This is a genomic window from Paenibacillus sp. J22R67, assembly GCF_059692175.1.
Genome location: NZ_JCAUAX010000002.1, coordinates 551,688 through 578,592 on the forward strand (window position 1 = coordinate 551,688; position 26,905 = coordinate 578,592).

At 43.3% G+C, this 26,905-nt stretch carries 28 protein-coding genes; 4 read left to right on the plus strand and 24 right to left on the minus strand.

The features are described from left to right. Positions 1 to 169 precede the first annotated feature (169 nt). The 13 genes from AC58VC_RS08565 to AC58VC_RS08625 form a co-directional block, all read right to left on the minus strand. Positions 170 to 1,342: a Ger(x)C family spore germination protein gene (locus AC58VC_RS08565; protein ID WP_497368414.1), complete on the minus strand. Its 1,173-nt coding sequence runs from the start codon at positions 1,340 to 1,342 to the stop codon at positions 170 to 172. Then, entirely contained in the window at positions 1,339 to 2,910 is a 1,572-nt protein-coding gene (locus AC58VC_RS08570) for a spore germination protein (RefSeq protein ID WP_497368999.1), read from the minus strand. The genes AC58VC_RS08565 and AC58VC_RS08570 overlap by 4 nt, the downstream gene beginning before the upstream one ends. A 197-nt stretch (positions 2,911 to 3,107) precedes the next feature. Then, the gene (gene wrbA / locus AC58VC_RS08575) at positions 3,108 to 3,770 is read right to left on the minus strand and encodes an NAD(P)H:quinone oxidoreductase (protein ID WP_497368415.1); all 663 of its coding nucleotides are present in this window, start codon (positions 3,768 to 3,770) and stop codon (positions 3,108 to 3,110) included. 65 nt (positions 3,771 to 3,835) lie between these two features. Further along, positions 3,836 to 4,579, minus strand: coding sequence for an SDR family NAD(P)-dependent oxidoreductase (locus AC58VC_RS08580; RefSeq protein ID WP_497368416.1), 744 nt, complete (start codon positions 4,577 to 4,579; stop codon positions 3,836 to 3,838). Between the two features lie 237 nt (positions 4,580 to 4,816). Continuing rightward, entirely contained in the window at positions 4,817 to 5,323 is a 507-nt protein-coding gene (locus AC58VC_RS08585; RefSeq protein WP_497368417.1) for a hypothetical protein, read from the minus strand. A gap of 212 nt (positions 5,324 to 5,535) precedes the next feature. Then, a complete protein-coding gene (locus AC58VC_RS08590; RefSeq protein ID WP_497368418.1) occupies positions 5,536 to 6,045 on the minus strand; it encodes a tetratricopeptide repeat protein in 510 nt (169 codons plus the stop codon). Between the two features lie 45 nt (positions 6,046 to 6,090). Then, positions 6,091 to 6,753, minus strand: a complete 663-nt coding sequence (locus AC58VC_RS08595) for a succinate dehydrogenase cytochrome b558 subunit (protein ID WP_497368419.1) — start codon at positions 6,751 to 6,753, stop codon at positions 6,091 to 6,093. Between the two features lie 166 nt (positions 6,754 to 6,919). After that, positions 6,920 to 7,915, minus strand: a complete 996-nt coding sequence (locus tag AC58VC_RS08600) for an oxidoreductase (RefSeq protein ID WP_497368420.1) — start codon at positions 7,913 to 7,915, stop codon at positions 6,920 to 6,922. Between the two features lie 197 nt (positions 7,916 to 8,112). Then, positions 8,113 to 8,862, minus strand: a complete 750-nt coding sequence (locus AC58VC_RS08605) for an SDR family oxidoreductase (RefSeq protein ID WP_497368421.1) — start codon at positions 8,860 to 8,862, stop codon at positions 8,113 to 8,115. A gap of 180 nt (positions 8,863 to 9,042) precedes the next feature. Further along, a complete protein-coding gene (locus AC58VC_RS08610) occupies positions 9,043 to 10,362 on the minus strand; it encodes an FAD-dependent oxidoreductase (protein WP_497368422.1) in 1,320 nt (439 codons plus the stop codon). Between the two features lie 160 nt (positions 10,363 to 10,522). Beyond that, complete coding sequence (locus tag AC58VC_RS08615) at positions 10,523 to 11,269, minus strand: SDR family oxidoreductase (protein WP_497368423.1); 747 nt, start codon at positions 11,267 to 11,269, stop codon at positions 10,523 to 10,525. An 81-nt stretch (positions 11,270 to 11,350) separates the two neighbouring features. Next, complete coding sequence (locus AC58VC_RS08620; protein ID WP_497368424.1) at positions 11,351 to 11,830, minus strand: carboxymuconolactone decarboxylase family protein; 480 nt, start codon at positions 11,828 to 11,830, stop codon at positions 11,351 to 11,353. A gap of 61 nt (positions 11,831 to 11,891) precedes the next feature. Further along, positions 11,892 to 12,194, minus strand: a complete 303-nt coding sequence (locus AC58VC_RS08625; protein WP_497368425.1) for a hypothetical protein — start codon at positions 12,192 to 12,194, stop codon at positions 11,892 to 11,894. A 166-nt stretch (positions 12,195 to 12,360) separates the two neighbouring features. Between AC58VC_RS08625 and AC58VC_RS08630 the strand changes: the two genes are divergently transcribed. Genes AC58VC_RS08630 through AC58VC_RS08640 form a run of 3 tightly spaced genes read left to right on the plus strand, consistent with a single transcriptional unit; the run spans position 12,361 to position 16,090 of the window. Beyond that, a complete protein-coding gene (locus AC58VC_RS08630; protein ID WP_497368426.1) occupies positions 12,361 to 13,809 on the plus strand; it encodes a spore germination protein in 1,449 nt (482 codons plus the stop codon). Next, positions 13,806 to 14,969 (plus strand): Ger(x)C family spore germination protein, encoded by a 1,164-nt coding sequence (locus AC58VC_RS08635; RefSeq protein ID WP_497368427.1) that lies wholly within the window; start codon positions 13,806 to 13,808, stop codon positions 14,967 to 14,969. Before AC58VC_RS08630 ends, AC58VC_RS08635 begins: the two co-directional genes overlap by 4 nt. Before the next feature lie 26 nt (positions 14,970 to 14,995). After that, positions 14,996 to 16,090, plus strand: coding sequence for a GerAB/ArcD/ProY family transporter (locus AC58VC_RS08640; protein ID WP_497368428.1), 1,095 nt, complete (start codon positions 14,996 to 14,998; stop codon positions 16,088 to 16,090). A 52-nt stretch (positions 16,091 to 16,142) separates the two neighbouring features. Here the strand turns inward: AC58VC_RS08640 and AC58VC_RS08645 are convergent, their stop codons facing one another. The 8 genes from AC58VC_RS08645 to sigV all read right to left on the minus strand — a co-directional run bounded on the left by AC58VC_RS08645 (position 16,143) and on the right by sigV (position 22,525). Next, positions 16,143 to 17,057 (minus strand): RNA polymerase sigma-70 factor, encoded by a 915-nt coding sequence (locus AC58VC_RS08645; RefSeq protein ID WP_497368429.1) that lies wholly within the window; start codon positions 17,055 to 17,057, stop codon positions 16,143 to 16,145. 216 nt (positions 17,058 to 17,273) lie between these two features. Continuing rightward, on the minus strand, positions 17,274 to 17,864 hold the full coding sequence (locus tag AC58VC_RS08650; RefSeq protein ID WP_497368430.1) for a DUF3892 domain-containing protein: 591 nt from the start codon (positions 17,862 to 17,864) through the stop codon (positions 17,274 to 17,276). A gap of 77 nt (positions 17,865 to 17,941) precedes the next feature. Next, a complete protein-coding gene (locus tag AC58VC_RS08655) occupies positions 17,942 to 18,787 on the minus strand; it encodes an ABC transporter permease (RefSeq protein ID WP_497368431.1) in 846 nt (281 codons plus the stop codon). After that, positions 18,771 to 19,574, minus strand: a complete 804-nt coding sequence (locus AC58VC_RS08660) for an ABC transporter permease (RefSeq protein WP_497368432.1) — start codon at positions 19,572 to 19,574, stop codon at positions 18,771 to 18,773. Before AC58VC_RS08660 ends, AC58VC_RS08655 begins: the two co-directional genes overlap by 17 nt. After that, positions 19,549 to 20,568 carry an ABC transporter ATP-binding protein gene (locus AC58VC_RS08665; protein ID WP_497369000.1) on the minus strand — a complete coding sequence of 340 codons (1,020 nt, stop codon included), beginning with the start codon at positions 20,566 to 20,568 and terminating at the stop codon, positions 19,549 to 19,551. Before AC58VC_RS08665 ends, AC58VC_RS08660 begins: the two co-directional genes overlap by 26 nt. Positions 20,569 to 20,796: 228 nt before the next feature. Then, positions 20,797 to 21,048: a hypothetical protein gene (locus tag AC58VC_RS08670; protein ID WP_161405762.1), complete on the minus strand. Its 252-nt coding sequence runs from the start codon at positions 21,046 to 21,048 to the stop codon at positions 20,797 to 20,799. Positions 21,049 to 21,135: 87 nt separating this feature from the next. After that, complete coding sequence (rsiV, locus tag AC58VC_RS08675; protein WP_497368433.1) at positions 21,136 to 22,014, minus strand: anti-sigma-V factor RsiV; 879 nt, start codon at positions 22,012 to 22,014, stop codon at positions 21,136 to 21,138. A gap of 1 nt (position 22,015) precedes the next feature. Next, entirely contained in the window at positions 22,016 to 22,525 is a 510-nt protein-coding gene (gene sigV / locus AC58VC_RS08680) for an RNA polymerase sigma factor SigV (protein ID WP_497368434.1), read from the minus strand. Positions 22,526 to 22,724: 199 nt separating this feature from the next. On the opposite strand from sigV, the gene xerS reads away from it, so the two are divergent. Continuing rightward, positions 22,725 to 23,807 (plus strand): tyrosine recombinase XerS, encoded by a 1,083-nt coding sequence (gene xerS / locus AC58VC_RS08685; protein ID WP_497368435.1) that lies wholly within the window; start codon positions 22,725 to 22,727, stop codon positions 23,805 to 23,807. A 3-nt stretch (positions 23,808 to 23,810) separates the two neighbouring features. Here the strand turns inward: xerS and mgrA are convergent, their stop codons facing one another. The 3 genes from mgrA to AC58VC_RS08700 form a co-directional block, all read right to left on the minus strand. Next, entirely contained in the window at positions 23,811 to 24,800 is a 990-nt protein-coding gene (gene mgrA, locus AC58VC_RS08690; protein WP_497368436.1) for an L-glyceraldehyde 3-phosphate reductase, read from the minus strand. Positions 24,801 to 25,323: 523 nt separating this feature from the next. Beyond that, positions 25,324 to 26,364: a phosphotransferase enzyme family protein gene (locus tag AC58VC_RS08695; RefSeq protein WP_497368437.1), complete on the minus strand. Its 1,041-nt coding sequence runs from the start codon at positions 26,362 to 26,364 to the stop codon at positions 25,324 to 25,326. Between the two features lie 24 nt (positions 26,365 to 26,388). Next, positions 26,389 to 26,895 (minus strand): ADP-heptose synthase, encoded by a 507-nt coding sequence (locus AC58VC_RS08700; protein WP_497368438.1) that lies wholly within the window; start codon positions 26,893 to 26,895, stop codon positions 26,389 to 26,391. Positions 26,896 to 26,905: the final 10 nt, after the last annotated feature.

Genomic DNA, 26,905 nt, shown 5'->3' on the forward strand with positions numbered 1-26,905 from the left:
ATGCTCGGCACGTTAACCCGGGCAATTAATAGAGAACCGACAATAGATGATACGCCAAGTATGACGCCGAAAACTACTGCTTCCCTATTTTTTTGCATACTCAGCATAGATCTGATTCTAACAATAGACCATACAATCATAAATGATACATATAAGACGATTTGGACGATCATTGTTTGATCTCCTCTTTCTCCAAATGTAAAGGAGGACCTGCCATCCCGCTGCCTAAAATATTTATTTTAACTTCAAGGGAAACGTCTACCTCCTGAAACTTAGAATCCCATTGTCCCTTCAACATTTTCCATTGCCTCGGCATATCACGGTAAATTTCTCGGCCGAAACCCACACTATCTACTTTGTATTGCTTCTGGATTTTGGATAGCAAATCTCTGACTTGTTCTTCAACCGATTTCTCCAATGCTTTCTCCACAAGTTTAAGATTCTCAGGCTTTCGGATATCTAAGTTGGTATTATTTTCCCAGATATTCCCTTCACCTTGTAGCTGTATCTTAAATATGATCTTATCACCACTGATCTCCGGGGTAATTAATCGATTGGTTTTTGCCAAAATCATCCCAACCGTCCCTTCGTTATCTTGTAAATTGGCGTTAAGACTGCCATACTTCATTCTATTTGTAACCCACAGAAATCCATTTGTTTCATTCTCATTTAGAAAACCCACTAATTTAAAATCCTTAAAAATAGCCGATCCGGCTAGCTTAAATATATGGTCTTCTTTTACTCCTTCGGTTATTCCATCAGGCGTTATGGCTCCCAAAACGGGACTGATCCCTTCTCCAGAAGACGCTAAAAAAAAGTCTCGCAACGTAATCGCCAACTCACTTTTTAAACCTTCCATTTCTTTAATTGCTTCGCTGGGTACTTGTTCAAAGGGGTATTTTACTTTCAGAATGTCCCGTCCTTCTCCCCCCTTCACAACCATCATATAGGTTTTTAATCGTTGTTTCGAATCGTGGGTGTAAATATCAAGAATATCTTGGATCCCGCGTTTGGATAACTTCTCACCGATAAAAATAACGACGCGATGTGCGGTAAACAACCTGCGTGAACTTTTTTTCTGAAGCCTATAGAACGCTTCATTAATATTTTTACCAACAGCAGATATAACAAAAAACTTCTCATTGCTGCCTCCACCGCTCCCTGGACCTCCCTGGGCGGAAGAAGGGATCGCAATTTGATGTGATAATATATAGTTCCCATCATCCGTTAAGTCAAATGCCGTACCCATAATAAATGCAAGATCATTAATCTCCGTACGATCCCAACAACCACTGGTGGTCAAAAGTGTGAATAGCAAACCAATATAAAGGAATGGTTTCATTCTGAAGCTCCCCTCCCTTTTCCGCCAAATTCTGGACTTGGTTTTTGACCTGCCGGCTCACGTACTGAATCGTTAGATCTTGTTGCCCCAGGACGACGAGTTTTAGACCATATAGGCGCCCGGATGATGACATCTTTCAATTCCGAAAGTGTCAACGGGGTTGCTGGAGTGAAATATGGGACACCGAATGAACGAAGTGACGTGATATGTAACACGATGCCCATTAACCCAAGTACAATGCCATAAAGTCCAAGCGTACCCGCCAATAATAGCATTGGAAATCGCAGTAATCGGATTCCATTTGCAAAACTATAACGTGGAATGGTAAACGCTGCAATACCAGTAATCGATACAATAATGACGACCGGAGCGGAAATAATACCCGCCAGCACAGCCGCTTGGCCGATGACCAATGCCCCAACAATACTAATCGCTTGCCCTATCTGTTTGGGTAATCGAATCCCTGCTTCCCGTAATGCTTCAAATATAATTTCCATTATAAAAGCTTCGATCACTGCTGGGAAAGGAACAGGCTCTCTAGAGGAAGCAATACTCAGCACTAGATTAGTCGGAATCATTTCCTGGTTGAATGTTGTAATCGCAACATACAGAGGAGGAGCAAATATGGCGATGCTGATGAAAAGGAATCGAATCCACCGGACAAAAGTTGCAATAGGCCAGCGAATATAGTAATCCTCGCTTGCCTGTAGGCCAGTCCAGAACGTCATTGGTACAATTAGTACAAATGGAGAAGTATCGACAAGAATAGCTATTTTACCTTCTAATAGCTCTGCAGCAACTACATCTGGTCGCTCTGTACTGTGAACAAGTGGAAAAGGGGAGTAAGGACTATCCTCAATAAATTCCTCAACATAACCTGAATCAATGATTCCGTCAATTTGAATTCGAGATACCCTTTTTCGAACTTCATCAATGATAGATTCAGAAGCGATACCTTCTATGTACGTAATGACAACTGAGGTTTGAGAAAGCTCTCCAATCGTAAAGGCTTCCATTTTAAGCCTTGAAGTTTTAATTTTGGCGCGTATTAACCCGATATTCGTGGAAATTTTCTCGATAAATCCAACCCTTGGACCGCGTATGACAGGTTCAGATGACGGTTCGTCTAGGCTTCGTTGTGATTTAGCATTCACTTTGACCATCATCGCATCGCAGTTTCCTACGGTAAGCACGGCAGCATGGCCATTTAACACTTGCTTGACAAGGTCAGTTATTTGGGATGTAACACTCGTCATACCTATCGAGATACTCTGATCGTCCAGCCATTCTGTCTTTCCTATATCTTCATGTTTTTCAGATTTAGCTATCATTGGTTTCAAAATATGATCATTAATCAACTCTTCTTCAACAAGGGTTGCAAAATAGATGATAAGCCAGTGATTTTGTCCAGCCATTTGAACTTTACGGAATACGATATCAGAGCTGTTATGGAATATACGTTTAAGAATCAATTCATTGTGCTCTAAATCCTTGGTCAATCCGAGATTCTCTTCATCTTTAGATTGAAGTTCCTCAAGTACAATTGGATACCCAGGTTTCGTGCGCATCCATTTCCTAAACCATTTCACTGAACAGCCTCCTACAGAAAACACGGATATTTATAATTTCCCATTTTTTCACCAAAAATATTCTAAGATGTAAGCTCATCTTCATCGCGATCTCCTTGTTATTGTTAGGAAATAACGCATATAATCCCAGTGCCAATACGGCACTGGGATTATATAAAGATAATTACTTTGCTACATTATTGTTCTAAACCGACCTTTACCCATTTGGCAACAGACACAGCGCGTTTTGCTTGGTGCTGGGCAGTAGCGCGCGCATCTTCCTTAATCGCTCCATTTTGATCCACGGTTACGCTTGTCCCGTACGGATTCCCACCTGCAACAAAGACCGAAGGATCCGTGAAACCTGGCGCAGCCACAATCGCGCCCCAATGGTACATGGAGGTGTATAATTGAAGAATCGTTTGTTCCTGTCCTGCATTCGGATTTTGCGCGGAAGTCATTGCGCTCACGACTTTATTCACTGTTTTCCCTTGTGCCCAAAGCCCTCCTGTCGTATCGATGAACTGTTTCATTTGAGCTGGTAGATTACCGAATCTTGTGGGCATACTAAAGATGATCGCGTCTGCCCACTCCAAGTCTGCCAAAGACACGGTAGGAACATGCTTGGTTTCCTCAAGATGAGCTTTCCAAGGTGGACTGCTATCAATAACGGATTGTGGCGCAGTTTCTGGCACTTTTAGAACTTTGACCTCTGCACCTGCTTGAAGTCCTCCTTCAGCGGCCCATTGCGCTAATTGATAATTGGTACCATTCGAACTGTAATAAATAACTGCCAAATTCACTTTTGATGTTGTCACTTGTGTAGACTCCTTTTTAAACAATTTTTGAAATATATTCACTGATATCGCTCCAAACTTCATATTTTATGTTCGATCCTATCCACGGATTCGCTACTTAGACTTGCTTACCACTGACCTGCGTTTTGACCGCCATCGACGTGAAGGATTTCACCAGTAACGAAATTTGCTGATTCCAAATATACAATTGCATCAACAATTTCTTGCATTTCTCCCATCCGGCCCATAGGGTGTAGTTTAGAAAGAAAATCATGTGTCTCAACGGGATGCATTGGCGTTTTTGTAATCCCTGGTGCAACAGCGTTCACGCGGATACCCTTGTCCGCATACTCAATAGCTAGCGATTTTGTTGCCGCGTTCAAGCCACCTTTGGTCAAAGCGGGCAGTGCAGCTGGAATGGCTTTAATTGGCTGCTCAATAAACCCGCTAGCTGTAATGTTGATGATATGGCCTGAACCTTCTTTCAACATCTCGATTAACGCACGCTGAGTGAGGTGGAAGAATCCTGCGACATTGACGGAAAGTATCGATGCAAAATCTTCTTCCGTGTATTCGGTGAATGGTTTCGCTATAAAAATCCCAGCATTATTTATCAATGTGTCAATACGTCCAAACCGCGAAAGTCCTTCACCGATTAAACGTTCAGCTACTTTGGGATCTGAAATATCACCAGCAACATAAGCGACATGCGTACCTGTCGGATCGATTTCATTTGCAGCATTAACTAATTCTTGCTCACGACGGCCATTGATGACCACGCTTGCTCCTCTTTTTACTAATTCAATTGCTGCTGCTTTCCCAATTCCGCTGCTTCCACCTGTAATCACGACCACTTTTCTTTGAATACTCATTTTCTCCACTCTCCGTATCTACCTATTAAAAGGTAGTTTATTTTGTTAAAAAAATGCGTCCTCTTCTTAGACGCTATCGAACTTTCTTGTTTCTTGGCTGCTCATGTATCTTACAACGATTCTTCTATCTTGTATAATACGAAAATCAGATATTGAACATCTCATTTTCAGATAGCTGATCAACAACAGCTGCAACATTCAACAAAAATGAAATGAATGTTCAACATTCTCATATTGCTATTTCGTTAGTTTTCGCTTCCCCCAAGGCTTAAAAACAGAAAGCAGAAACATCGCAACTAATGAAACAATCTGTAGACCTATGCCTATGAACAGCGATATCGTGTTTACTACCATAGCCCCTTGATTTGCTGCCCCTACTCCCACATCTGTTATCAGCGAAATTCCTTGAAGTGTCCATATGTACATGCCGATCGGTCCTAGGATAAGCGCAATCAAACTAAGTATTTCTTTGGCTATGATCCAATAATATTTCACCAAACCCCAGTGAGTCCATACGGATAAAAGCAGTCCTGTCACTATTGTCCCAATAAACGAGGCTCTCACAGAAGTTTTGGATAAAACATGCATGGCTTTATAGCAGGAAAGTATTAATCCTGAATCGCTGGAGCTCACTGCCGTTATGCTCAGAATAAGAAATGTTACACTTGTACCGAGCATAATGGCCGAAAAAAGTATGTGCAAGCTCAGTAGCCACTTCTTCTGTGTCATGTTTATCAATTTCATTATCCCGTAATCTCCCCTGTAATAGTTGTATCTATAAGATAATAAATGGAGATAAACTAGTTCTAAACCACATATTAAATATTCATAAACTGAGCATTTCCTTACCGCGCTATCGTACAAAGTAAAAACTCGTAACTTATATTATTTTGAATTAAAAACGGGATAAAGTTTGCTGTCATGTTCCGTGACAACAACTTTATCCCGTTATGATGTTATTCGGCTGTTTCATCAAGGTTTTCGTTGTAAGCTAAGATACCGCGTTTGAAATATTGCAACTTTTCGTCCGTAGTAGTTTCCATTAATGTTTGGATCAGCAGCTCAACACTTCCTTTGTAGCTTTGGCTATTGTACATTGCCATGGCTAGAAACACTTGAATGGCTCGGTTTTCAGGAAATTCTTTCATACCTCTTTGTAGTGTTTCCACGGCTTTCTGATAATTTCCCCAGTACCGATAAGTACTCCCTAGACCCATTAGACATCTTTCTAGATCAGAACCACTTAGCCCTAATTCAAGAGCACGCTCATAATAGGGAATAGCCTCGCGGCCTAAACCCGAATTGTCATGTGCTATGCCAGTTTGGTAGTTAATCTCGGCGTCGTTCGGGTAATGGGCAAGCAATTCGATGAATTGACCGCGGACCTCGCTTAAGATCGCTTGGTCTTGCTTGGCTCGTCCTTCTTCACGGCGTTCGATTAGGTTCGCCAAATCGTCTCTTGTCATTACGAATCACTCCTTCATCCCTTTCTATTTTTACTTTTTTTCAGCTTAAAGTAAAGCTAAAGCAGCACTAGCTGTTCCTTTAAATTCATCGCCAGTGAATGCTACGAGTGAAAGAAGGAACAGCAGTGAAACAAGGACAAATACTCCCATACAAATTTTAGAAGAAACTTTTTGCGCGCGTGGTGAAACCGTAATTCCCCAACTAATCATAAAAGCCCATAAGCCATTACTGAAGTGAAACACCGCTGACAATACCCCGATGACGTATAGAACGAAATAGGTGGGATTTGTGGCAATTTGATGCATCGTAGAACCAAGTTCATCATGAGTAATAGTCCCCATGTAGACTTGAAGCCGCGTATTAAAGAAATGCCAAAATACGAAAATAAACGTAATCACCCCAGTTATTCGTTGAAGGGTAAACGCCAAATTGCGGCTGTACGCGTATTGTCCAGGGTTAAGATTGGATTGATAAGCCATATACAGTCCATAAACGCCATGGAACAGGATGGGAATGTAGATTCCAAAGATTTCAAGTAAAGGTTTCAGGGGCAGGCTGTTGACCAAATGTACACCGCTAATGAATCCTTCTGGTCCGCGCTCGAATGATTGAAAGTTAATCAGGACATGGACTAGAATGAAGCCTCCGAGTGGGATCACCCCGAGTAATGAATGCAGTTTGCGCCAGTAATAGGAATTTCCTTTCATGTGACACCTCTCTAAGATGGTTTATTCCCGATCCGTATGCTTATGGTTGCAGATCGAGCAAAGTTATACGGTCTAGACATAAATAAGACAATTGAGGGTGTCATTCTGTGACAAAAAAGACCGTCCTCTTGGTTCGAAAACCAGAGAACGGTCAATATATTTTTGCTTATACCGGAAACTTGATACCTGTCAGCTCTTCACTAAGGTGCCAAAGCTGCTTCGCGAACTCTGGATTTGTCGCCCAAGGCTTGACTCCTGGTCCCCGCGGGTTATCAGCAGGAACAGCCTGCGCAATATCTACATTTTCACAGTAGACGCCACCCATGCCTTCTAATTGCTTGTTCACCGCACACCAGACAATGGTAGCTGCACCTTCGGAAATATTTTTCAACTCGTCGTTATACTCGCTAAAGACCCGCTGCCCTTGCTCGTCCAGCGCACCCATTGCACGCATTTCATCATCGGATAAATTGCGTGATAGATCAGTTACAATGGAACCTGGATGAACGGAAAAAGCACGGACGCCATAGGATTGTCCTCGCTTATCCAACTCGACTGCAAACAAGGCATTGGCTGTCTTGGATTGTCCATACGCTGTCCATTTTTCATATTCACGAGTTTCAAAGAACGGATCTTCGAAGTCAATGCCGCTAATCGCGTGACCACGGGAAGATACGGATACGACTCTAGCTCCCTCTGCTTTGACTAAAGCCGGCCACAGTCTTGCTGCTAGCTGGAAATGCCCCAAATGGTTTGTAGCGAACTGGGCTTCATACCCTCGTTCATCACGCGCAAGCGGCGATGCCATTATCCCAGCGCTATCGACAAGAATATGCAAGGGACGATTGGTAGCAAGGAAACGTTCGGCGAAAGCATCTATGGAAGCAGGATCTAGAAGATCCAAAGTTTCTAATTCAACACCAGGGATATGGGAAACTGAAGCTTGAGCCTTCTCTGGCGTACGCGCGGGTACAATAACCGTTGCCCCAGCTTCCGCAAGCACGCGTGCGGTCTCAAGACCTAGACCTGAGTAACCACCCGTCACAATGGCGACTTTACCACTCAAATCTTCTCCCCCTAGCGCTTCTCGCGCCGTAGTTCTAGGGCCAAATCCTGATTGTAAGGGAACTTGTATCGTTACTTCGTTCATATTTTTCTGCATCTGTAGATTCCTCCATGGTCATAGAATTTTAAGCAGCAGGTTGTAAACTCCTTCGCTCAGTTCCAAGAATAGTACCTGGAGTATACTCGATGTCAATTTTAAATTATAAATAAATGCTGGTTCCGGTTTAGGAGGTATGAAAAAAGAAGGTCCGCAAGCTGCGAGCCTCCTTGTTATTTCATTTGCTGCTATCCATCTTAGTTCGAAGTGCGCTTTAACCAATCCTCGAACCGCGTCGTAGTGATGCGCGCCTCGCCAAGTGGGACGAGAGAATGTTGGTTCAACAGCACGCCATAGTAGCGTGAATTTTCGTCTGTGACTAGCTGTCTTGTATCCTTTTTGGCAATCAGGAATCGACGAACAAGTTCGTCCAGACCCATGCGTTCTGGACCCGCTAGATCGACAATGCCATTCACTGGAGCCTCGGCGGCATAGTCCGCAAGCGCGGCAGCAACATCATCGGAAACAATCGGTTGAATAAAGGCAGACGGCATACGAACGGTTTGCCCTTCCGTGGAGAATTGAGCAATGCTTTCGACGAACTCGAAGAACTGTGTTGCGCGAACGATTGTGTAAGGAACTTTGGATGACTTAATCATTTCTTCTTGCGCCATCTTAGCGCGGAAATAACCACTTTCAAGCAGGCCGTCTGTACCAACGACGGATAGCGCAACGTGATGTTTCACGCCAGCAGCAGCTTCAGCTTCAAGAAGATTACGAGTTGATGTTTCAAAGAAATCTAGCACCGCTTGGTCTTCCCATGAAGGAGCATTGGAAACGTCAACGACAACTTCCGCGCCGCTGATTGCTTCAGCCAAGCCCTCACCAGTAACGGAGTTGATGCCTAAGGAAGGTGATGCCGCCACCACGTTATGACCATGCTCACGCAAGTTGTTTACAAGTTTTTTCCCAATAAGTCCGCTGCCACCAATTACAACAATTTTCATGTTAATATCCTCCTAGTTTTATGACTCAAATTTTTCAATGATGGGTTGTCCGTACATTAGTTAAGCTCCGGTGATTGCTGCATATAATTTATACGTTGTGTCATTTTTATATACACTATGAAGACAATTGGCAGCTTCGAAGTGTGACATCTCTTCTCTATCTTCTATTACCAGATACGATCAAACGGTTTGTAAGGCTTCTTGAACTTCATTGACGATAGATAATGCGACACTTCGAGCGCTGGAGAAAGCACGTTCTGCAAGCTCACCCTTCCCCTCACATCCGTCACCACAAAAATAGAAAGGAACATTATCTATACGAGTTGGCAGTAAAGTATTTGTCGTAACGTTTTTCACGCTGGAGACCATTGCTTTCTTGGAAACGCGTTTCACCGAGGTAACTTCACGCCAACCTGGATAATGCTGATCGAAAAGTGCTTCCATCTGTGAGTTCTTATCATCCAAGTATGTTTTACGCTGCTCTTCGCTATCATAATGATCTTTCAAATAAGCGATTCCCTGCAGCAACTGTCCCCCCTCAGGTACAAGCGTATGATCCGTCGCGGACACATCGCTGATAAAAACTTTGTTGTCCATGTCGCTAATATAAGTGAATGGTCTAGCAACAACCTGACTTAATCCAACATCGTAAATCATGACTTCAGTTGCCGTATTGGATTCATAAGGAGCTAGGAATGGCTCCCAGGCTGTGCCTTTGAGAAATTTAATGACGTGTTGAACCGGCATTGCAAAAATAACTTTATCAAAGGCTTGACGACGATTTTTGGTTTGCAGAATAAATTTCTGATCCTCAAATCGGAGCTCTTCAACACTTTCCTGCATGGCAATTTCCCAATGTCCAGAACTAGTGATCTTCTCTTTCAATTGATTTGTTATAACGGACCAACTTCCTAGGACATAATTGACAGGTTTGGTTGATAGGAAGAGATTGTGATAATACTCACTAATCACCGCCCCGGATACATGGCGTGCATCTTCAGGAGCAATGAAGAAATTAGAACAAACCAAGTGCTCCCATAACTCTTTCACATCATCATCCGCCTTGGATGCATCCAAATACTCACCGAGGGTGTTGTAGTTTTTCAAGTTATGAATATTTGCAATAATCGCCGTAATTTCGCCGACAAATCTTACTTTCTGCTTGGTGCTTAATAAATCTGTTTTTAAAAGATTAATAGCATCAATTGGTGCCGTTATCAGATGATTATGTTTCGAATAAACGACTTTCCGTTTATCAACCTGCTTAGAGGAAAATGTCAGACGCAACTCGTGTTCCATGGATGACAATGTATGTCGGTCTATGCCATAGATCGTATGTGCGCCATAGTTCAATGTAAATCCGTTCTTTTCATAAGTAAAAGCTCGACCACCTAATTGTGGACTGCGTTCGAATAATGTTCCTTCAATATGTGGATTCTCAGTTAAGTAAGCCGCAGCTGTTAATCCGGCTAATCCACCGCCAATAATAGCTATTTTCATTTGGGTATCCTCCTGGTGTATGGTATAAGCATTTCGGATCGACACTTATAAGGCAACTGGCGACAACAATACGTGACATAATCGAAGGATCAATTTATTGGATAAAATAAAAAAAGGAGACCCGCCTACAAGCGGTTCTCCTTTTCTGCAGTTAGACAGATTAGTTCGAAGCATTTAACCAATCTTCAAAACGCGTCTTAGTGATGCGCGCTTCGCCCAGTGGGACGAGAGAATGCTGCTTCAACAACACGCCATAGTAGCGTGAATTTTCGTCTGTGACTAGCTGTCTTGTGTCCTTTTTGGCGATCAGGAATCTACGTACAAGTTCGTCTAGACCCATGCGTTCTGGACCCGCTAGATCGACAAGCCCATTCACTGGGGCCTCGACGGCATAGTCCGCAAGCGCGGCAGCAACATCATCGGAAACAATCGGTTGAATAAAGGCAGACGGCATACGGACAGTTTGTCCTTCCGTAGAGAATTGAGCAATGCTCTCAACGAACTCGAAGAACTGAGTTGCGCGAACGATGGTGTAAGGAACTTTGGATGACTTAATCATTTCTTCTTGCGCCATCTTAGCGCGGAAATAACCACTTTCAAGCAGGCCATCTGTACCAACGACGGATAGCGCAACGTGATGTTTCACGCCAGCAGCAGCTTCAGCTTCAAGAAGATTACGAGTTGACGTTTCAAAGAAATCTAGTACCGCTTGATCTTCCCATGAAGGAGCGTTGGAAACGTCAACGACAACTTCCGCGCCGCTGATTGCTTCAGCCAATCCCTCACCAGTTACGGAGTTGATGCCTAAGGAAGGTGATGCCGCAACCACGTTATGACCAAGTTCACGCAGGTTGTTTACAAGTTTTTTCCCAATAAGTCCGCTACCACCAATTACAACAATTTTCATGTTAATATCCTCCTAGTTTTATGACTCAAATATTTCAATGATGGGTTGTCCGTACAAACAATAACTACTTATATGAATTAATTAGTTAAGACCAGCTTTCGTTAAACCAAATGCAGCGTCTGCAGATCCTGGAACTGTTCTGAAACCAACGTTAATTCGGTTCCACGCATTGATCGCCATGATCGAGAATGTCAAATCTGAGAGCTCTTTTTCTGAATATTGGCCGCGAACTCGGTCATAGACTTCATCAGGCACACCATGTTCGGGCAGCTTGGTTAGGATCTCGGTCCATGCCAACGCAGCGCGCTCACGCGGCGCGAACAACGTAGATTCCCGCCAAATCGGCAGGTGATAGAGACGAAGCTCACTCTCACCATGGATCTTGGCTTGTTTGACGTGCATATCCACGCAGAATCCGCATCCATTCATTTGTGAAGCTCTGATGTGAACCAGATGTAGAATCTTCTCTTCAATTGCACTTTCCTTCTCTGCGTTGCTGAAATCCATCATTTTTTTTGTAAATTCCGGTGATTGTTGCATGTAATTTATACGTTGTGTCATTTTTGTGTACCTCCACTGTTGTTTTGTTATTTTCTTAACACTATGAAGACAATTGGCGACTTCAATGTGTGACATCGTTTATGTGGGTCTCTTTAATTGGAGATTGCGAGATGGTTTGACTTCTTTTTTGCAGCGATAAGATCAGTTCGCGTAATAATCTTTTACCTTGAGTCAGGGATCCCTGATCTGTTCCCATACCAACATGCTTGCATGTTTCGCTACTGCACATCGTAATCGTGATAGCCGATTTATTGGATGGAGGAACTCGTCCGGTCTTGAACACAAGCGGGCCTTCTTTTAATTCGACATATCCAATTGGCTCAACAACGCCTATCAAGCAAACCGGACAATTGCTGGGACTCACCTCGTCATCACTCCTTCCTGTTTTGTTTGGACATAATGAAGACAATTGGCGTTCTCAAAGTGTGACATAAATAAGGTGTATATGAATTTCCAAAAATCTGCATCAATAACCATAATCCTCTTTGCCCATAATATCCAAGAGATCGTTGGTGCAGGGGTGATCATACATGGGTTCAATAAGTGGAAGTATTAAAATGAATGAAGCTTATCTTAGAGAACAGTTTGATAATTGCTCAGATATTGTCCTGCGAACCTTCAAACTAAATGATGAAACCATCCTATTACTCATTTATTTAGATGGGATGACGCGGTTACAAAGTATTGAGGACAACATACTGAAGCCACTTATTTTCAATGGCTTACCACAAGGTATAGATCGAATACAGTCGCTTGCCGAGATGTTCAGACGCGATTGGTTACCATTAACGAATGTAAAAACGGATGTGTCACTAGAGGATCTGGTCAACCATATTTTGCAAGGTTGCTTGGGGATATTGGTGGATGGTGAGTCGTCAGCGCTTATCGCACAAGTCCAAGGCTATGAGACGAGAGGCATCCAAGAGCCCCTGAAGGAAGCGACCTTGCGCGGCTCCAAGGAAGGCTTTGTCGAGAATATACGGACGAATACTTCGTTGATTAGAAGAAGAATTATTCACTCTTCTCTCAAGATGGAGTCTTTTACGATTGGCAAATACACACAAACGGAAGTTATTCTTGCCTATATGAAGGGTCTTGCCGATGAAAAAGTATTATCCGAAGTACGAGAAAAACTCGATGACATCGAATTAGATGGCGTTATCGATTCGGCCTATATCGAAGAGTGGATAGAGAATAGTTCCTTCTCCCTCTTCTCGCAAATCCATAATACGGAGCGTCCGGATGTTGTAACGGCTTCTCTATTAGAGGGTAAAGTCGCTCTCATTACGAACGGAACTCCCTATGCCTTAATTCTTCCTATTACTTTCTGGTCTGGACTCCAATCGGCGGAGGACTACTTTGAGAGGTTTGTTTTCGTCATTCTGACACGAATGATACGTTACATTATGACTTTCATTTCATTTGCTTTGCCGGCACTCTATGTTGCGCTTTCTACTTTCCATCCAGAGATGATCCCAAGCTACCTCATGATCGGCATCGCAACGGCGAGAGAAAGTTCGCCGTTCCCAACCGTAATTGAAGTGTTTATCATGATGGTTGTATTCGACGCCTTACAAGAAGCTGGGGTTCATCTTCCCAACCAACTTGGCCCGCTCGTCAGCATTGTTGGAGCTTTGGTAATTGGGCAAGCCGCCGTTGAAGCAGGTATCATCTCCACGCCAATCATCATCGTTATTTCCTTAACAGGCGTTGCAACCTATACGATTCCGAAATATAGCGCTTCCCTCCCCTTTCGCATAATCCGATACCTCTTGCTATTTATAACTGGTATTCTGGGCTTCGTTGGTTTTGCATTCGGAATTATTTTGTTGTTGATTCATCTTGTAAATCTTGAATCCTTTGGGACACCATTCTTGACCCCAATAGCTCCGTTCAATGGAAAACGAATTAAAGACATAATCATCCGTTATCCCTTCTGGATCAAGAACGGTCGAAACAAGAAAGGGCGTCAGAAATGATCCGATTGATCCTTTTAACAATCTTCTCTCTAATTCTTATTTCATTTACCTCTGGATGCACGGATTTTGTTGAACCAAATCAATTGGCTTTCGTTTTGGGCACGGCGATTGATCATGCAGAGAACGGAGCGATTCGAGTTAGCCATCAGGTCGTAATCCCATCTAAACTAAGTGGTCCGAGCAAAGTAGGAAGCACTGGTGATTCTGAAAGTTATTTAGTTGTGTCGGCCATAGGTAAAGATGTTTTCGAAGCCAATCAGAAAATTCAAAGAGAAATGTCCCGCAGATTAATGACGAGTCATCGGATCTTACTAGCCATTAGCGAGGAATATTTCAATAAGAATGATGTAAGTAAGTTATTTGATAAATTAGGCAGGGACCCAGCGAACAATCTAAGGGATATTATTCTAATGATAAGGGGCGATAGTGCCAGGGAATTTCTAATGATTAAGCATCCAATGGAGCATCTGGCTACTATTGCCGCTGGGAAAGAACTTCATATCAACGGCATGAGAAAGTTCTCATCCAGGCAATTCATTGTCGAAAGTGTTAGTCAAGGTATAAGGCCTCTGGTCCCAATCCTCCAAATCAAAACTCACCACATAAGTAGTAAAAAAACGGAGCCGATTGCCATGTTATCAGGGTACGCACTCTTGAATAAAAATCTGAATGTTAACGGATTACTCGATAATATTGAAGGGTCGCAAGCAGGCTGGATGGTGGGGAAAGAAACTTTCCAAGGAATAACAATTCCATGGAAGGATGGCAATGGCACCTTATCATTTAGATTTGCCCACGCTAAGCGCCAGATTCATTCTGTTAATAATAATGACCCTAAGCGGATTATATTAGCTGTCAAAGCACAAGCTTATCTTCTTGAGAACACAACCTCACTTGATATGTCCGAGGTAGATAATATGGATGCCGTCCAGAAATATCTCAACGATCAAGTTCAAAAGGAACTGCAGAATACAATGGATAAAGTACAGCAGTGGGGATCAGACGTTTTCGGTATCGGTGCTCATCTTCACCGTAAAAATCCATACTGGTGGAAGTCACAAAAAGATAAATGGGATGAGAATTTCAAGAGCATCGAGGTTACCATCCAATCAGATATTCAATTAATATCAAACGGAGTGACAGCTGGTAAGTTAAAATGAATGTGAGAAAGAAGTGAGATCGAAGTATGAAAGTAAGCGGTTATCAAATGTTTTGGCTGGTTACTATCTCCTCCATCATTGTGCTTTCCTACCTTCCGATCCAGTTAGCCGCGGAGCAATCGCGCCAGGACTGCTGGATTTCGATCCTTCTTGGCGGCTTGATAATGATGGCCATCACTTGGATGATGTTGCGAATATGTATGCAGAATAAGGATAAAACGTTAGTCAATTTCATAAAAGATCTTCTAGGCACTGTTCTGGGCAAAATAATGGTCACGGTTTACTTCCTAGTTTGGTTCATGCAGATGTCAACGATCTCGATGGGAATGTCTAAGTTTGTAAATTTAGTTTTGCTACATAACACACCTTTGATAGCTATCCTGCTATGTATGTTATTTCTCGTAGCATATGCTGTATACACAGGGGGAATTAAGACAGTAAGTCGCTGTGCAGAGATCATTGGTCCCATTTTCGTACTGATGCTATATGTCCAGTTATTCCTGAATCCCCAAGACATGGAGTTGAATAGAATACTACCTATCTATGCAGACTCCGGCTGGTCCCAAATCCTTAAAGGTACATTAAATTCGTTCAACTACATGGTAGATCCTTCCATCATTCTCATGCTGTTCTTTTTCGCCGAGAATAAGCGAACCGCCTCTAGAGCAATCCTTTGGGGAACAGCAGTATCTATGTTATGGGGTGTCTTGTCCACGCTAGTTCTTCTATTTATAACTGGACCCGAGATGGCAGCTGAAATGGTAGTCCCTGTTTACTCGCTAACTAAGTTTGTGTCCATATTAAATTTCGTACAGAATATCGATGCTTTTTTCATCCCACTTTGGCTGCTTGGTGCCTTTATTAAATTATCGGTATCTTTATTTATCCTCAGCTATGGCTTATCCGAGTGGACTGGAATCAAGAATTGGAAGCTTATTGCTTCTCTAATGACTTTCATCTTGTTGTTGTTTGTGATCTACAGCACACATCATATTCGGATTTCCTACACGCTTAAAAATTCGTTTCTTAACGCTTTCTTGTACCCCTTCGTCTATATTCTTATCCCCTTGATCTTATGGATACTAAGCACTTTACGCCAGCGACGTAAGCTTTCAAGGTAGCACAAAAAACAGCCACGGCAAACTTAAGTCGCCTGGCTGTTTTTTTCTAAACTTAGATCGATAAATTCGATAAATGTTTCAGCTTATCTGGATTCACAATAACGAAAATTCGTTGGATGGCAGTCTTATAGGAATCCCACTCAAAAGAAATGACGCCCGTCGGCAAACCGTCTTTTGTTAACAAGATCCCCTGTTGATCATTGACTTCAACCAGCTGTGCCTTAGTATCTGGAAAGCGTGAAGATAGGGCCTGCAATATTTTAAGCACACGTTCTTTTAGGTAAACAGGAACAGCTGCTGCCGATACTTTGCCGCCGCCGTCGGCAATTAAGATGACATCCTCCGTTAACAAGTCCACAAGGGACTGAACGTTGCCATTCGTAAGTGCAGAGATAAAGCGAGTTACCAATTCCTTTTCTTCAACGGGATGAGTCCGTAAGAATTCATTTTTTTCTGTAGATAAATCCACTTTTTTCTTGACCCGGCTGTAAATTTTACGGCAATTAACTTCCGTTTTATTAAACATTTCGGCAATTTCGCTATGCTCATAGGCAAAAACTTCCCTTAAGATAAACACGGCTCGTTCCAATGGCGTAAGTTTTTCCATAAGGACGAGAAAGGCGTAAGAAATCGTGTCATGACGCTCAACGCTATCAAGTGGACTTTCTTCGGTCAGTTGTACCAATGGTTCTGGAAGCCAATTACCTACATAGCTTATGCGTTTCTTACGCGCAGATTTTAATTCATTCAAACACCGATTGATCATCATTTTGCTTAAGTACGATTTCATATTATTAATATTTTCATTCAGATAACCATGCATGCCGATGAACAAATCTTGAACCATATCCTCAGCATCAGAGCTAGAACCAAGCATACGGTAAGCAATTGAAAATAAATGAGGTTTATAGGTTATATACAAATCTTCGATGTTGTTGATCTGTGGGTCCATGGTATAACTTTGCATAATAGCCTCTTCTCTTTGAATAGAATTCAATCTGTTCTAAGTATTATTAAACAAATCCAAATAAACCATTCTGTATGAAAAAACGGTCCAGAACCATCCACTGTTAAGACAACTGGCATTCACATTATGTGACACATCAAGAGATTTTTTTCGGAAAAATCTTAAGAAAATGAAAAAGCAGCTTGCTCGAGAGCAAACTGCTTGATGCCATTCCTTTTAAAACCGAGGTAAATTCGATAAGTTGTTGCTTGGATCTCCATCAGGATAAGACCTTAGCGTCTTTTCCCCTTCTCGATTTCGCCCGGTGTTCACATCTTCAATTAATCCAGCTTCCGTCATCGCTATCGCATTCGCAATATCCACGACTCTGCCATCTTGAAATTGTACGCTGCTAATGGCTCCATCACCATAATGAACGGCCTGAATGATCGCCTTATTCGGATCAATGGTATGAGGTCCTGCCCCATACTGCGTCCCATCTCTCATGAACGTTCCGTACTGTGTAGGCTGACCATTGGGTCCATAACCTGTGTATCCACCTTGGAACCCCACATTGCGCGCATCCGCATGATTGATACCAGTGTTTCGTTGACCATAAGGGGCATTCATGTCGCCGGAAGAACCGGGAACAGGCATTCCGCCCTGATAAGTCTGGTACTGAGATTGATCGTTGCGCGCTTGCGGCATAAAGTTTTGTTGCATGTTTGGCTGATACGATGGCGATGGTTGAAACGATGACTGCATCATACCGTTAGGTTGGCTTTGCATATTCGGATTCGGTACGGGACCGCGCCGGCGTCTTGACATTCCTATCGACTCCTTTGTTTTACGTAATATGTCTGCCACCTAACTAGCATGCGTAACTCGAACGTATCCTATGCCTTTTATCGCCTAAGCCCCATCATATTACCAGATGAGTACCTTCTTAGACCCCCATAGAATAGGCTTATAGCGCCAATACAAAGTATAAGTGCGATACCAATGGCAGCTAAAATAAACGGCAAGTCAGCTTGGCGTAACAAACCAATCGGCAAGTAGCTAATGAATCCCGCTGGCAGTACGGTGAATAGAACTACTTTACCCAGACCTTTAAAAATGCTGGTTGGATAGGTTGTAAAAGTTAGAAGTGCATTATACAACTGAAAGCTAAGTCCCTCCGTATTCCCTAACCAGAAAGCAAGGCAGTTTACAATGACTGTGAAAAATAAAAAAATCAGCGTCGATAACACCATCGCCAGTGCAAATTTAAACAATCCAAGCCCCGATTTATCACCGAAAGCAACATAAATCAACAGTGCAAATAACACGTCACCTATGGCACTAACCGACATACGGCTTATGAGAACATGCAGCATCACAGGCTTTGGCTGAGTTAAATAGATATCAAGCTGCCCTGTTGCAATCAGATTCGATATCCGACTCGCATTACCGAAGAATGTGGCCATCACCCCGAACCCACCTGCTGCAATAGCCCACAGCATCATCACATCCTGTAGTCCCCATCCATTCAAAACATGGAACCGACTAAAATAAATGCCCCAAAATACGATCCAAACCACATTATTGACGATCATCATCCCGGCTGTAAGTAGAAAGCTCAAGCGAAATTCCATAGCTCCCGCCAGATTGAGCTTCCAGCACTCCCACACGAATCGAAGCATCCGCTTGATCTTCCCGGGCTGACCATATTCACTGATTGTTGGTAAACTGCTGCTATCCACCGTTAACATTAAGTTTTGTCACTCCTTTCCGATACACGAGGAAGACGATAACACCAATCACTAGCATCCAAATAAGCTGTGTTGTAATAGCTCCTGCCAGCTTGGAGGCTTCGAAATCGACCGTTGTTTTGGCTGGGAGATAAACAATCGTTTGAAATGGGAGCCAGCGTCCTACCTGCTGCAGCGCATCAGGGAATAGCTCTAGCGGCATCAGCATGCCGCCAATGGTAAATAGAAATTTATTGTACACAAACTCCAATCCCCGAGTCTCTTCAACCCAGAAAGCGCAGAGCGCTAATACCATATTCAACAAGAAATTGATGGTTAAACCGCAAAGCGCAATGAGCGGAAGCCATAACAAACCATAGCCGAAATGTGGTGTGCCAATGATCAACAGTCCCAAAATGGCACCAAGTATGGAGTTTACTATAAAACGTATCGCTGCTTCACTCATGTACTCGACATAATGGAACACGACAAAATTGACCGGGCGAACAAATTTAAACACAATATCGCCGCTTTTCACTTCTTCTTCTACCCGCGTGCACAAGCTGGGACTAGCCAGAATCATCGATTCCGTAACGACCAAATACCACATAATTTGTTTGAAACTATAGCCAGCAATCGTTTCTGTTCCTTCACCATGGAACGTCGTCTGCCACAACTGAAGGAAGATATATAGGATCAATATCAAGAACAACGAACGAATTAGGAAATCCGCCATGTAAGCAAATTGATTACGCAGTGTGATTTTGCCGATAAACACATATTTAACCGATTTGCTCCAGGAGTTCATGTTCCATCCCTCCCTTGCCATAGTCCCCGTACATACGAGTGATAATATCCTCCATAGGCGGATCCTCTACGGTGACATCGACAATCCGGTGAGCTGCCATGATCTGCGATAAGGCAGTTTCAATCGTCGTTAGTCCCGTATCCACCGAAAGGGAGAGCCTCGCGCCACTCTTTTCCAGCACAGTCACGCCTTCGAGATTCATCTCGCCTGGTTCATCCTCAAACACAAGGCGTACAGTCTTGTGAGTCATGAAGCGCTGCTTCATCACTTGAACACGATCATCGAACACAATACGTCCATGATTGATCACAATCGCTCTATCGCATAGTCGCTCAATGTCACCAGCATCATGCGAGGTCAGAAAGATCGTTGTCCCCTCTTCTCGTTTCAACTCTAGAATGAGCTCTCGAATGCGCTGTTTCACAACAACGTCTAATCCGATAGTTGGTTCATCCAAGAATAAAACCTGGGGACGATGCAGCAAGGAAGCAGCGATTTCACATCGCATCCTCTCGCCTAGAGACAACTTTCGAACAGTTGTCTGCAAGTAGGGTCCTAACTCGAATCGCTCGATCAGATCGTCACGCCGCTGTATATAATCACTTCGCCGCAGCTCATAAATACGACTCATCAGCTCAAAGGTATCCATCGGCGGCAAGTGATACCAGAGCTGCGATTTCTGGCCGAAAACGGAGCCGATCTGGTAACTAAGCTTGTTTCGATCCTTCCAAGGGCAACAGCCTAGCACTTCCGCCTCCCCAGTGGATGGATGCAAGATCCCTGTCAGCATCTTGATCGTCGTTGACTTACCCGCTCCGTTTGGACCGAGGAAGGCTAGTGTTTCTCCTTGAGCAGCAGAGAAGGTAATGCCTTCAACGGCTACTTTCTCCGTGTATTGCGGTCTAACGAGCGCCTTAACACTGCCAATAAATCCTTCTTCTTTCTTCTTCATGCGAAATGACTTCCCTAACTGCTCAACGCGAATCGACGCCATCAGCTCCACCGTCCTTTCTCTCACTACAGCAAAAAAGACCTTCGGTCAGTTTCGCCTATGCAGGCGGAACTTTCCGAAGGTCTTTTATCCCTTACGGTGTAACACGGCTTGATCCGTGTCGGCTTCGCTTGGTTCGCCATCCGCGTGGATTCGGATCCCTAGAAGCCCTTCCGTTTATTTTCCACATCTTAACACATCATGTCATGTACCGACAATACCTTTTTTCAATTAATTCCCAGATTGCTGTAGCGTATCAAGCTCCTGCTTGAGGGTCTCTGATTTCTGCTGCGCATCCTTAATTTGAGTTTGCAGCTGCTGAATCTCCTGCTCCGCCTCCGAAAGTGCAGCCGCGGTAGCCTGGGAGTGAAGCTCCTGAGCTACCTGCAGGGTTTGTTCAGCCGCTTGCTCCGCTTTTTGTGCAAACTGTTTAATTTGTTCAATGTTTTGCTTATCTTGACTTTGTTGTCCTTGTTGTGGCATAAAAGAACCCCCAGCTCGAATTTTCCATACAAGATTAATTTTAGTAAAATGGGCCGATCTTATTCCTCTCATCCTTAGCAACTTGATTTATCGCAGATATTCGTTATTATGGACCAGAAGTTCGGATACCACCTGGGTCGGAATAACGAATTCAGGAACGCCCATATAACCTGGCGCGACTTCATACTTTTGAAACGAAATAACAAGTTGGCTGCTTTCGTTGATATAGAAATTTTGATCCATTTTTATTTTCTGGAAGACATCGCTCATTTGTGCTGGAGAACCTTCAACCCAATAGATCTTTTGCTGATCCTGTTTCATCTGCTCAAGCATTTGCGCCTTGATGTTCTCGCTGATCACATCGATATAACGTTCGTCTGTGAACAAACGGGGCAGCGTAATAAGAATCTCATTCTTTTTATCAATCGTGTCATATTGAAACGTGGTTGAAGATGATCCAACCGTGTTAACCACGTATCTCCCTACGGACAAAATGCGATCGTTATCGGTTTTCACGACATAACCGCTGTTTACACCCAAATGCCCTCCAGTGCCTGCTGCTTTCATACTATCCATTTCTGTCATGAAATCACGATACTGCTGTTTCGCTTCCTCCTGATATTTGTTATTCAGTGATTCCTGTAGTTCCTTATTTTTCATGTCCGTAATCACAGGTACTTCCAGCTTAGCTTCATAAGTTTGCTCTTTAAATATATATTCTCTAATCGTGAGGACCTTTATTAAATTTCCAACCAGCGGTACTTCCGACAGCGCATGAGCAAAAGCAGGACTTGCATTGATGCTAGTTACCAGAATAATCACCGCGGCTGCAGCAGCTGTAACCCACTTGAGACTACTCTTTTTCTTCGTATGTTGTTTGATGGCTTTATTTACGATAAAATCAAGCTCATTTGGAATCGGGATATCCATATATTGTTGTTTCATCTCATCTAATTTCCTATCCATCTTAGAGTACCTCCTCTAGATTATCTTCGGTCATACGAATACGAAGCAGCCGCAGCGCTTGATATAGTCGGGTTTTGATTGTCGAAATATTTTCATTTAACACTTCGGCAATCTCATCGATTTTCAAATCCTCGAAATACCTAAGCGTAATCACGCTGCGATACATGGTTGGAAGTTCTTCCAGCGCCATTTCCAGGTCCATATTGGCATACACATCTTCACTGCCAGGGTCCATCGCTTCCAGCATCGTTTCGTCCACGACTTGCAGCTTTTTGTGCTTCCGTAAGAAATCCAGCGAAGTGTTCACGACAATTCGATAAAACCAACTCTTCATGGATGCGGTACTTTTCAACGATTCCGCCGAAGCAAACGCTTTATGGATAGCTTCTTGAACAATATCAAGCGCGTCCTCCTGATTTTTCACATAGCTGTATGCCAAGCGGTAGACATGTTCTTTATGTTCCGTTATACAGGTAATTAACAATTTCTCCAGATTTGCATGTAGGGTCATGAGTATAAAGACGCTCCTTTTGATACGCGCGAATTAAAATGTGTCTTCTAAGAGGTAGGACGTATAAGTGCGTCATAAAGTTTGGATCATGCTATCATAACATAGGGTGTAAGGACTCAGAGCCATCCTTCTTCTACCAATTTCTTTCTCCCACTGCTATACTTACAGCATGCATACGTAAGAGAGGTGACTAGAGCCTATGAACATTATTAAAGTCAAAGACCGCCATGAATTAGAAAAAAGAATCCCCTCCATGCCTTGGTATATAGAGAAATTTATTAATTATAAGCTGCCGGATCTTTCTCCTTCCTCCTTGCTGGAGTACGTGCGCGATTATGAAATCTTCTTATCCTGGCTGCTAGCCGAAGGATTAAGCACGGCCCCGTCGATGAATCAAGTACCCATCGAAGATTTAGAGAAATTACATATGGACAGCGTTGATAACTTCCGCATGTTCCTTGCTACACGGAGAGAACAAGCTAATGTCAAAACGACAATTAACCGGAAGCTTTCCGCACTCCGATCCCTTTTCCATTATTTAAGCCAAATTGCCGAAGACGAGAATTTCTACCCGCTGCTGAAACGAAATGTCATGGCCAAAGTGGAAATTAAGCGGTCCCATAGGCCCAAGGATAGTGCCGCCAAGCTGGAAGGTAAGCTGCTGCAGGAAGAGGAGATTGCCCAGTTCATTGACTATATCCAGAACGGATACGAGCATGACGTAGCGTCCAATAAACAGGCTATCTACTCGTATGAACGCAACAAAATTAGAGATATCTGCATCGTTACGTTGATTTTGAATTCCGGCCTGCGCGTGTCAGAAGTTTTTAATCTGAATGTCGATGATATCGATCTGAAGAAGAAGCTCACTCATGTATACCGTAAAGGTAAAAATGATGATACGTTCAAAACGCCTGTCTACTTCCGTCAGGATGCTATTGGGGCGCTATCGGATTATCTAGCTATTCGCCAAACGCAATATAAGCCGTTAAAAAAAGAAAAAGCCCTCTTCCTTGCCATTGCAAATGGCAAAAAAGAAGGCGTTCGTATGACCAAGCGAGCCATACAAGAGCTCGTTATCAAATACGCGAAGCGTTTCGGTAAACCCTATTTGTCCGTTCATAAGCTGCGACACTCGTTCGCCACGGATTACTACTTACAAAATGATTTGTACAAAACGCAAGAGCAGCTTGGGCACGCCTCACCGGAGACGACGCAAATTTATGCGCATCTGACCGATCGAACCATGTCCGAAGCGATTGATAAACGATTGGAATCCTGAAGCTTACTTCAGGATTTTTTCGATTTGTTCGAGCTCTTCCGGAGCGAACTCCAGGTTATTCAATGCTGCAACGTTTTCCTCAATTTGCGATACGCGGCTTGCGCCGATCAACGCTGAAGTGACACGTCCGCCGCGCAGTACCCATGCCAAGGACATTTGCGCTAAACTTTGACCACGGCTAGCAGCCAGCTCGTTCAACTGAATAATTTGATTCAGCTTCTCTTCCGTAATGTCCTTCGTATTCAGGAATTGACTTTTCCCACTAGCGCGTGAATCACTTGGAACTCCACTTACGTATTTGTTCGTCAGCAAGCCTTGAGCAAGCGGACAGAACGCAATGCTGCCGACACCGAACTCATCCAGCACATCTTGCAGTCCACCCTCGATCCAACGATTCAGCATGCTGTAAGAAGGTTGATGAATTAACAGCGGTGTTCCAAGACCTTTCAGAATCGTGACCGCTTCTCTCGTTTGTTCCGCAGTATAGTTAGAAAGACCAACGTACAAGGCTTTACCTTGACGAACGATTTGATCAAGTGCGCCCATTGTTTCTTCAAAAGGCGTGTTCGGATCTGGTCTGTGCGAGTAGAAAATATCAACATAATCTAGACCCATACGTTTCAAGCTTTGATCCAGCGAAGAAATGAGATTTTTCTTAGATCCCCACTCTCCGTACGGACCTTCCCACATGTGGTAACCGGCTTTTGTGGAGATGATCATTTCATCACGGTAAGCGCCAAGATCACTTTTCAGTACTTTGCCGAACATTTCTTCAGCCGATCCAGGAGGTGGGCCGTAGTTATTCGCCAAATCGAAATGTGTAATTCCTAAGTCAAAAGAACGAAGCAGCATAGCTCGTCCATTCTCGTGAATGTCTAGTCCCCCGAAATTGTGCCACAGACCTAATGAAATTGCTGGCAGTTTAAGTCCGGATTTTCCGGAACGATTATATTTCATTTCTGCATAACGTGTTGAACTTGCTTGATAAACCATGTACGTACGTCCTCCTTCAAAATGTCCATAGAAAACTTACTCTGTAAGTATCTATTAAAGTTTCACCAAAGTTTGGTTTCTTAGTACAGTATAGGCGAACCATGACAACAAAAAAAGAGCTGAAAAAAACGTGTCTTACTTACCTTTAGGTTAGTAAGCTTTCTCAGCCTCTTTCTATCAATAAAAAAACTGCCGAGTCGCCTCGACAGTTTCAGGATTTACTTGCATTTACCGCAGCCACAACCGCATTTACCTTTGCCTTTTGGTTTATAGATCTCTTTGTTCGTAAGCAACGCTTTTGACTTTGCAGTTCCACGGATTCCCGCACAGCGTAAACAGTCCACGATACATTGATTCCGACCAACTACAAACAAACGTGTACATACATTCGTACAATAACGGCCGCAATTTGGTATTGCACGTACATTTCCCAGATAAGCACCTTTTGGCATACCACCAGCACCACCTTTTCTTTTGGTACTTATAGGGTATTCCCGTGGTGATGCTTACGGTTGTACAGTTCCTAGTCTAATTGCTTATTTTGTATAGAAAGGACAAGCCCATTACTATGTTCCTGCAGCCATTTTGTCTTTTCAAAGCTATTCTGTATGATATCAATCAGCACACCTTGTGGATCCACACCATCTGCATATCGTCCCAGGAAGTGAATAAATACATCTAGTCTTCGCAGCTCAATCAATAAAGGCAGCATCTGAATCTCAGCTTCTTTTAACTGGGCGAAATGTTTGTAACCTTCATAGAAAGCCGCACAATTTCGTTTCAGCTCCGCTTTTGGCAGCGCAGGATCAATCAAGTCCGACAAGCAGACCGCAATTTCCATAACCCGAAGATCTCGCGTAATAAATTCAAAGTCCAGTACGGAGGTAATTTGACCTTGCTCATTCACCAGCATATTTGAACCATTAATATCGCCATGCACAAGCTGATGCGGCAGTTTACGCAATGAGGGAATCGCTTGATATAACGCAGAAAATCGTTCAAAGATATATAGGAGCTCCTCGCGCTGCACGGAAAACGGTTCCGGTGGATGCATACAGAACTCGCGAATCGCATCCGGCGTGCAGCGAGGATGAATATTTTCAATCTCATAGTAAGGTGGGTACACGGGTTTCAAATCGACAGCAATCGTCCCCAAAACAGCAGATAACTGACCAACAGCCTCTCCATAATGCAGTAATTGCTGAGCATTCACCCACGTTGGATTCATCCCGTCCGTAAATGTAAATAATGCCGCGAGCTTTCCTTGGTTATCATCCAGCTGTACAACCGTTCCACCGTCTGGCAGTTCAATTGGCGCTGGAATGCGATAAGGCAATTGATTTTTTCGTTTATTTAAAGCAAGCAGAATGCGATGTTCAAAAATGATTTTATCGATATCACGATGAGTTTCGTACAGCCGAAGCACATAGGAGGTGCCCGCCACATCAACGAATCTTGTTGTATTATTCATGCCACCCGCACCTATACGGATCGTCCAAGCTTGACCAGGAAACCAGTATGCAGGCAATAAGGCCAATTGCTCCTCAAGATCTTTAACTCGCATAATTGTACTCACCAGCTCCTTTCACTAAACTTGATTGTCACCTTCCACCGCGAATTCGAAGTCCTCCACATCAAACGCTTGAACAGGAATTTCCGCTTGAATCAACCGCTCGATGAAATCGAACTGATCCGTTAATATTGGCGCTTGCTCCTTCATTGAAGTGAGGATTAACTCCGTTTCAATAGGGTCAAATTGCTCGCCATATACCTCTGTATCAATGGCCAACACGACCATTAAGGTTACATGCTCATTGATAGGTAGCGGAGGACTTTTCCGCCATGGTGCAGCAAGTGCTTTTTCAATTTTTTTCTTATTAAAAGATTCCTCGAAGAATTCGATCAGCTCGCCAATCATTTGTTTGACGAAACCATCATCTTCTTCCTCTAACATGATCGGCTCGCTTCCGGCTTGCAATTCATATAACTCTTGAATACTCGTATAAGGGATTATATAGGTAACCGGCTGGCCTGGCAGCATTAACTGACCATGCACAGCGAGCATAACTGCCTCTATAATAAATGTTCTACTCATGTTTATTCGT

Bases quoted from the DNA above. Each gene is read 5' to 3' on its own strand.
- AC58VC_RS08565 (WP_497368414.1), bottom strand. From the start codon at position 1,342: ATGAAACCATTCCTTTATATTGGTTTGCTATTCACACTTTTGACCACC.
- AC58VC_RS08570 (WP_497368999.1), bottom strand. From the start codon at position 2,910: ATGCGCACGAAACCTGGGTATCCAATTGTACTTGAGGAACTTCAATCT.
- AC58VC_RS08580 (WP_497368416.1), bottom strand. From the start codon at position 4,579: ATGAGTATTCAAAGAAAAGTGGTCGTGATTACAGGTGGAAGCAGCGGA.
- AC58VC_RS08585 (WP_497368417.1), bottom strand. From the start codon at position 5,323: ATGAAATTGATAAACATGACACAGAAGAAGTGGCTACTGAGCTTGCAC.
- AC58VC_RS08590 (WP_497368418.1), bottom strand. From the start codon at position 6,045: ATGACAAGAGACGATTTGGCGAACCTAATCGAACGCCGTGAAGAAGGA.
- AC58VC_RS08595 (WP_497368419.1), bottom strand. From the start codon at position 6,753: ATGAAAGGAAATTCCTATTACTGGCGCAAACTGCATTCATTACTCGGG.
- AC58VC_RS08600 (WP_497368420.1), bottom strand. From the start codon at position 7,915: ATGCAGAAAAATATGAACGAAGTAACGATACAAGTTCCCTTACAATCA.
- AC58VC_RS08605 (WP_497368421.1), bottom strand. From the start codon at position 8,862: ATGAAAATTGTTGTAATTGGTGGCAGCGGACTTATTGGGAAAAAACTT.
- AC58VC_RS08610 (WP_497368422.1), bottom strand. From the start codon at position 10,362: ATGAAAATAGCTATTATTGGCGGTGGATTAGCCGGATTAACAGCTGCG.
- AC58VC_RS08615 (WP_497368423.1), bottom strand. From the start codon at position 11,269: ATGAAAATTGTTGTAATTGGTGGTAGCGGACTTATTGGGAAAAAACTT.
- AC58VC_RS08620 (WP_497368424.1), bottom strand. From the start codon at position 11,830: ATGACACAACGTATAAATTACATGCAACAATCACCGGAATTTACAAAA.
- AC58VC_RS08630 (WP_497368426.1), top strand. From the start codon at position 12,361: ATGGGTTCAATAAGTGGAAGTATTAAAATGAATGAAGCTTATCTTAGA.
- AC58VC_RS08635 (WP_497368427.1), top strand. From the start codon at position 13,806: ATGATCCGATTGATCCTTTTAACAATCTTCTCTCTAATTCTTATTTCA.
- AC58VC_RS08640 (WP_497368428.1), top strand. From the start codon at position 14,996: ATGAAAGTAAGCGGTTATCAAATGTTTTGGCTGGTTACTATCTCCTCC.
- AC58VC_RS08645 (WP_497368429.1), bottom strand. From the start codon at position 17,057: ATGCAAAGTTATACCATGGACCCACAGATCAACAACATCGAAGATTTG.
- AC58VC_RS08650 (WP_497368430.1), bottom strand. From the start codon at position 17,864: ATGTCAAGACGCCGGCGCGGTCCCGTACCGAATCCGAATATGCAAAGC.
- AC58VC_RS08655 (WP_497368431.1), bottom strand. From the start codon at position 18,787: ATGTTAACGGTGGATAGCAGCAGTTTACCAACAATCAGTGAATATGGT.
- AC58VC_RS08660 (WP_497368432.1), bottom strand. From the start codon at position 19,574: ATGAACTCCTGGAGCAAATCGGTTAAATATGTGTTTATCGGCAAAATC.
- AC58VC_RS08665 (WP_497369000.1), bottom strand. From the start codon at position 20,568: ATGGCGTCGATTCGCGTTGAGCAGTTAGGGAAGTCATTTCGCATGAAG.
- AC58VC_RS08670 (WP_161405762.1), bottom strand. From the start codon at position 21,048: ATGCCACAACAAGGACAACAAAGTCAAGATAAGCAAAACATTGAACAA.
- rsiV (WP_497368433.1), bottom strand. From the start codon at position 22,014: ATGGATAGGAAATTAGATGAGATGAAACAACAATATATGGATATCCCG.
- sigV (WP_497368434.1), bottom strand. From the start codon at position 22,525: ATGACCCTACATGCAAATCTGGAGAAATTGTTAATTACCTGTATAACG.
- xerS (WP_497368435.1), top strand. From the start codon at position 22,725: ATGAACATTATTAAAGTCAAAGACCGCCATGAATTAGAAAAAAGAATC.
- mgrA (WP_497368436.1), bottom strand. From the start codon at position 24,800: ATGGTTTATCAAGCAAGTTCAACACGTTATGCAGAAATGAAATATAAT.
- AC58VC_RS08695 (WP_497368437.1), bottom strand. From the start codon at position 26,364: ATGCGAGTTAAAGATCTTGAGGAGCAATTGGCCTTATTGCCTGCATAC.
- AC58VC_RS08700 (WP_497368438.1), bottom strand. From the start codon at position 26,895: ATGAGTAGAACATTTATTATAGAGGCAGTTATGCTCGCTGTGCATGGT.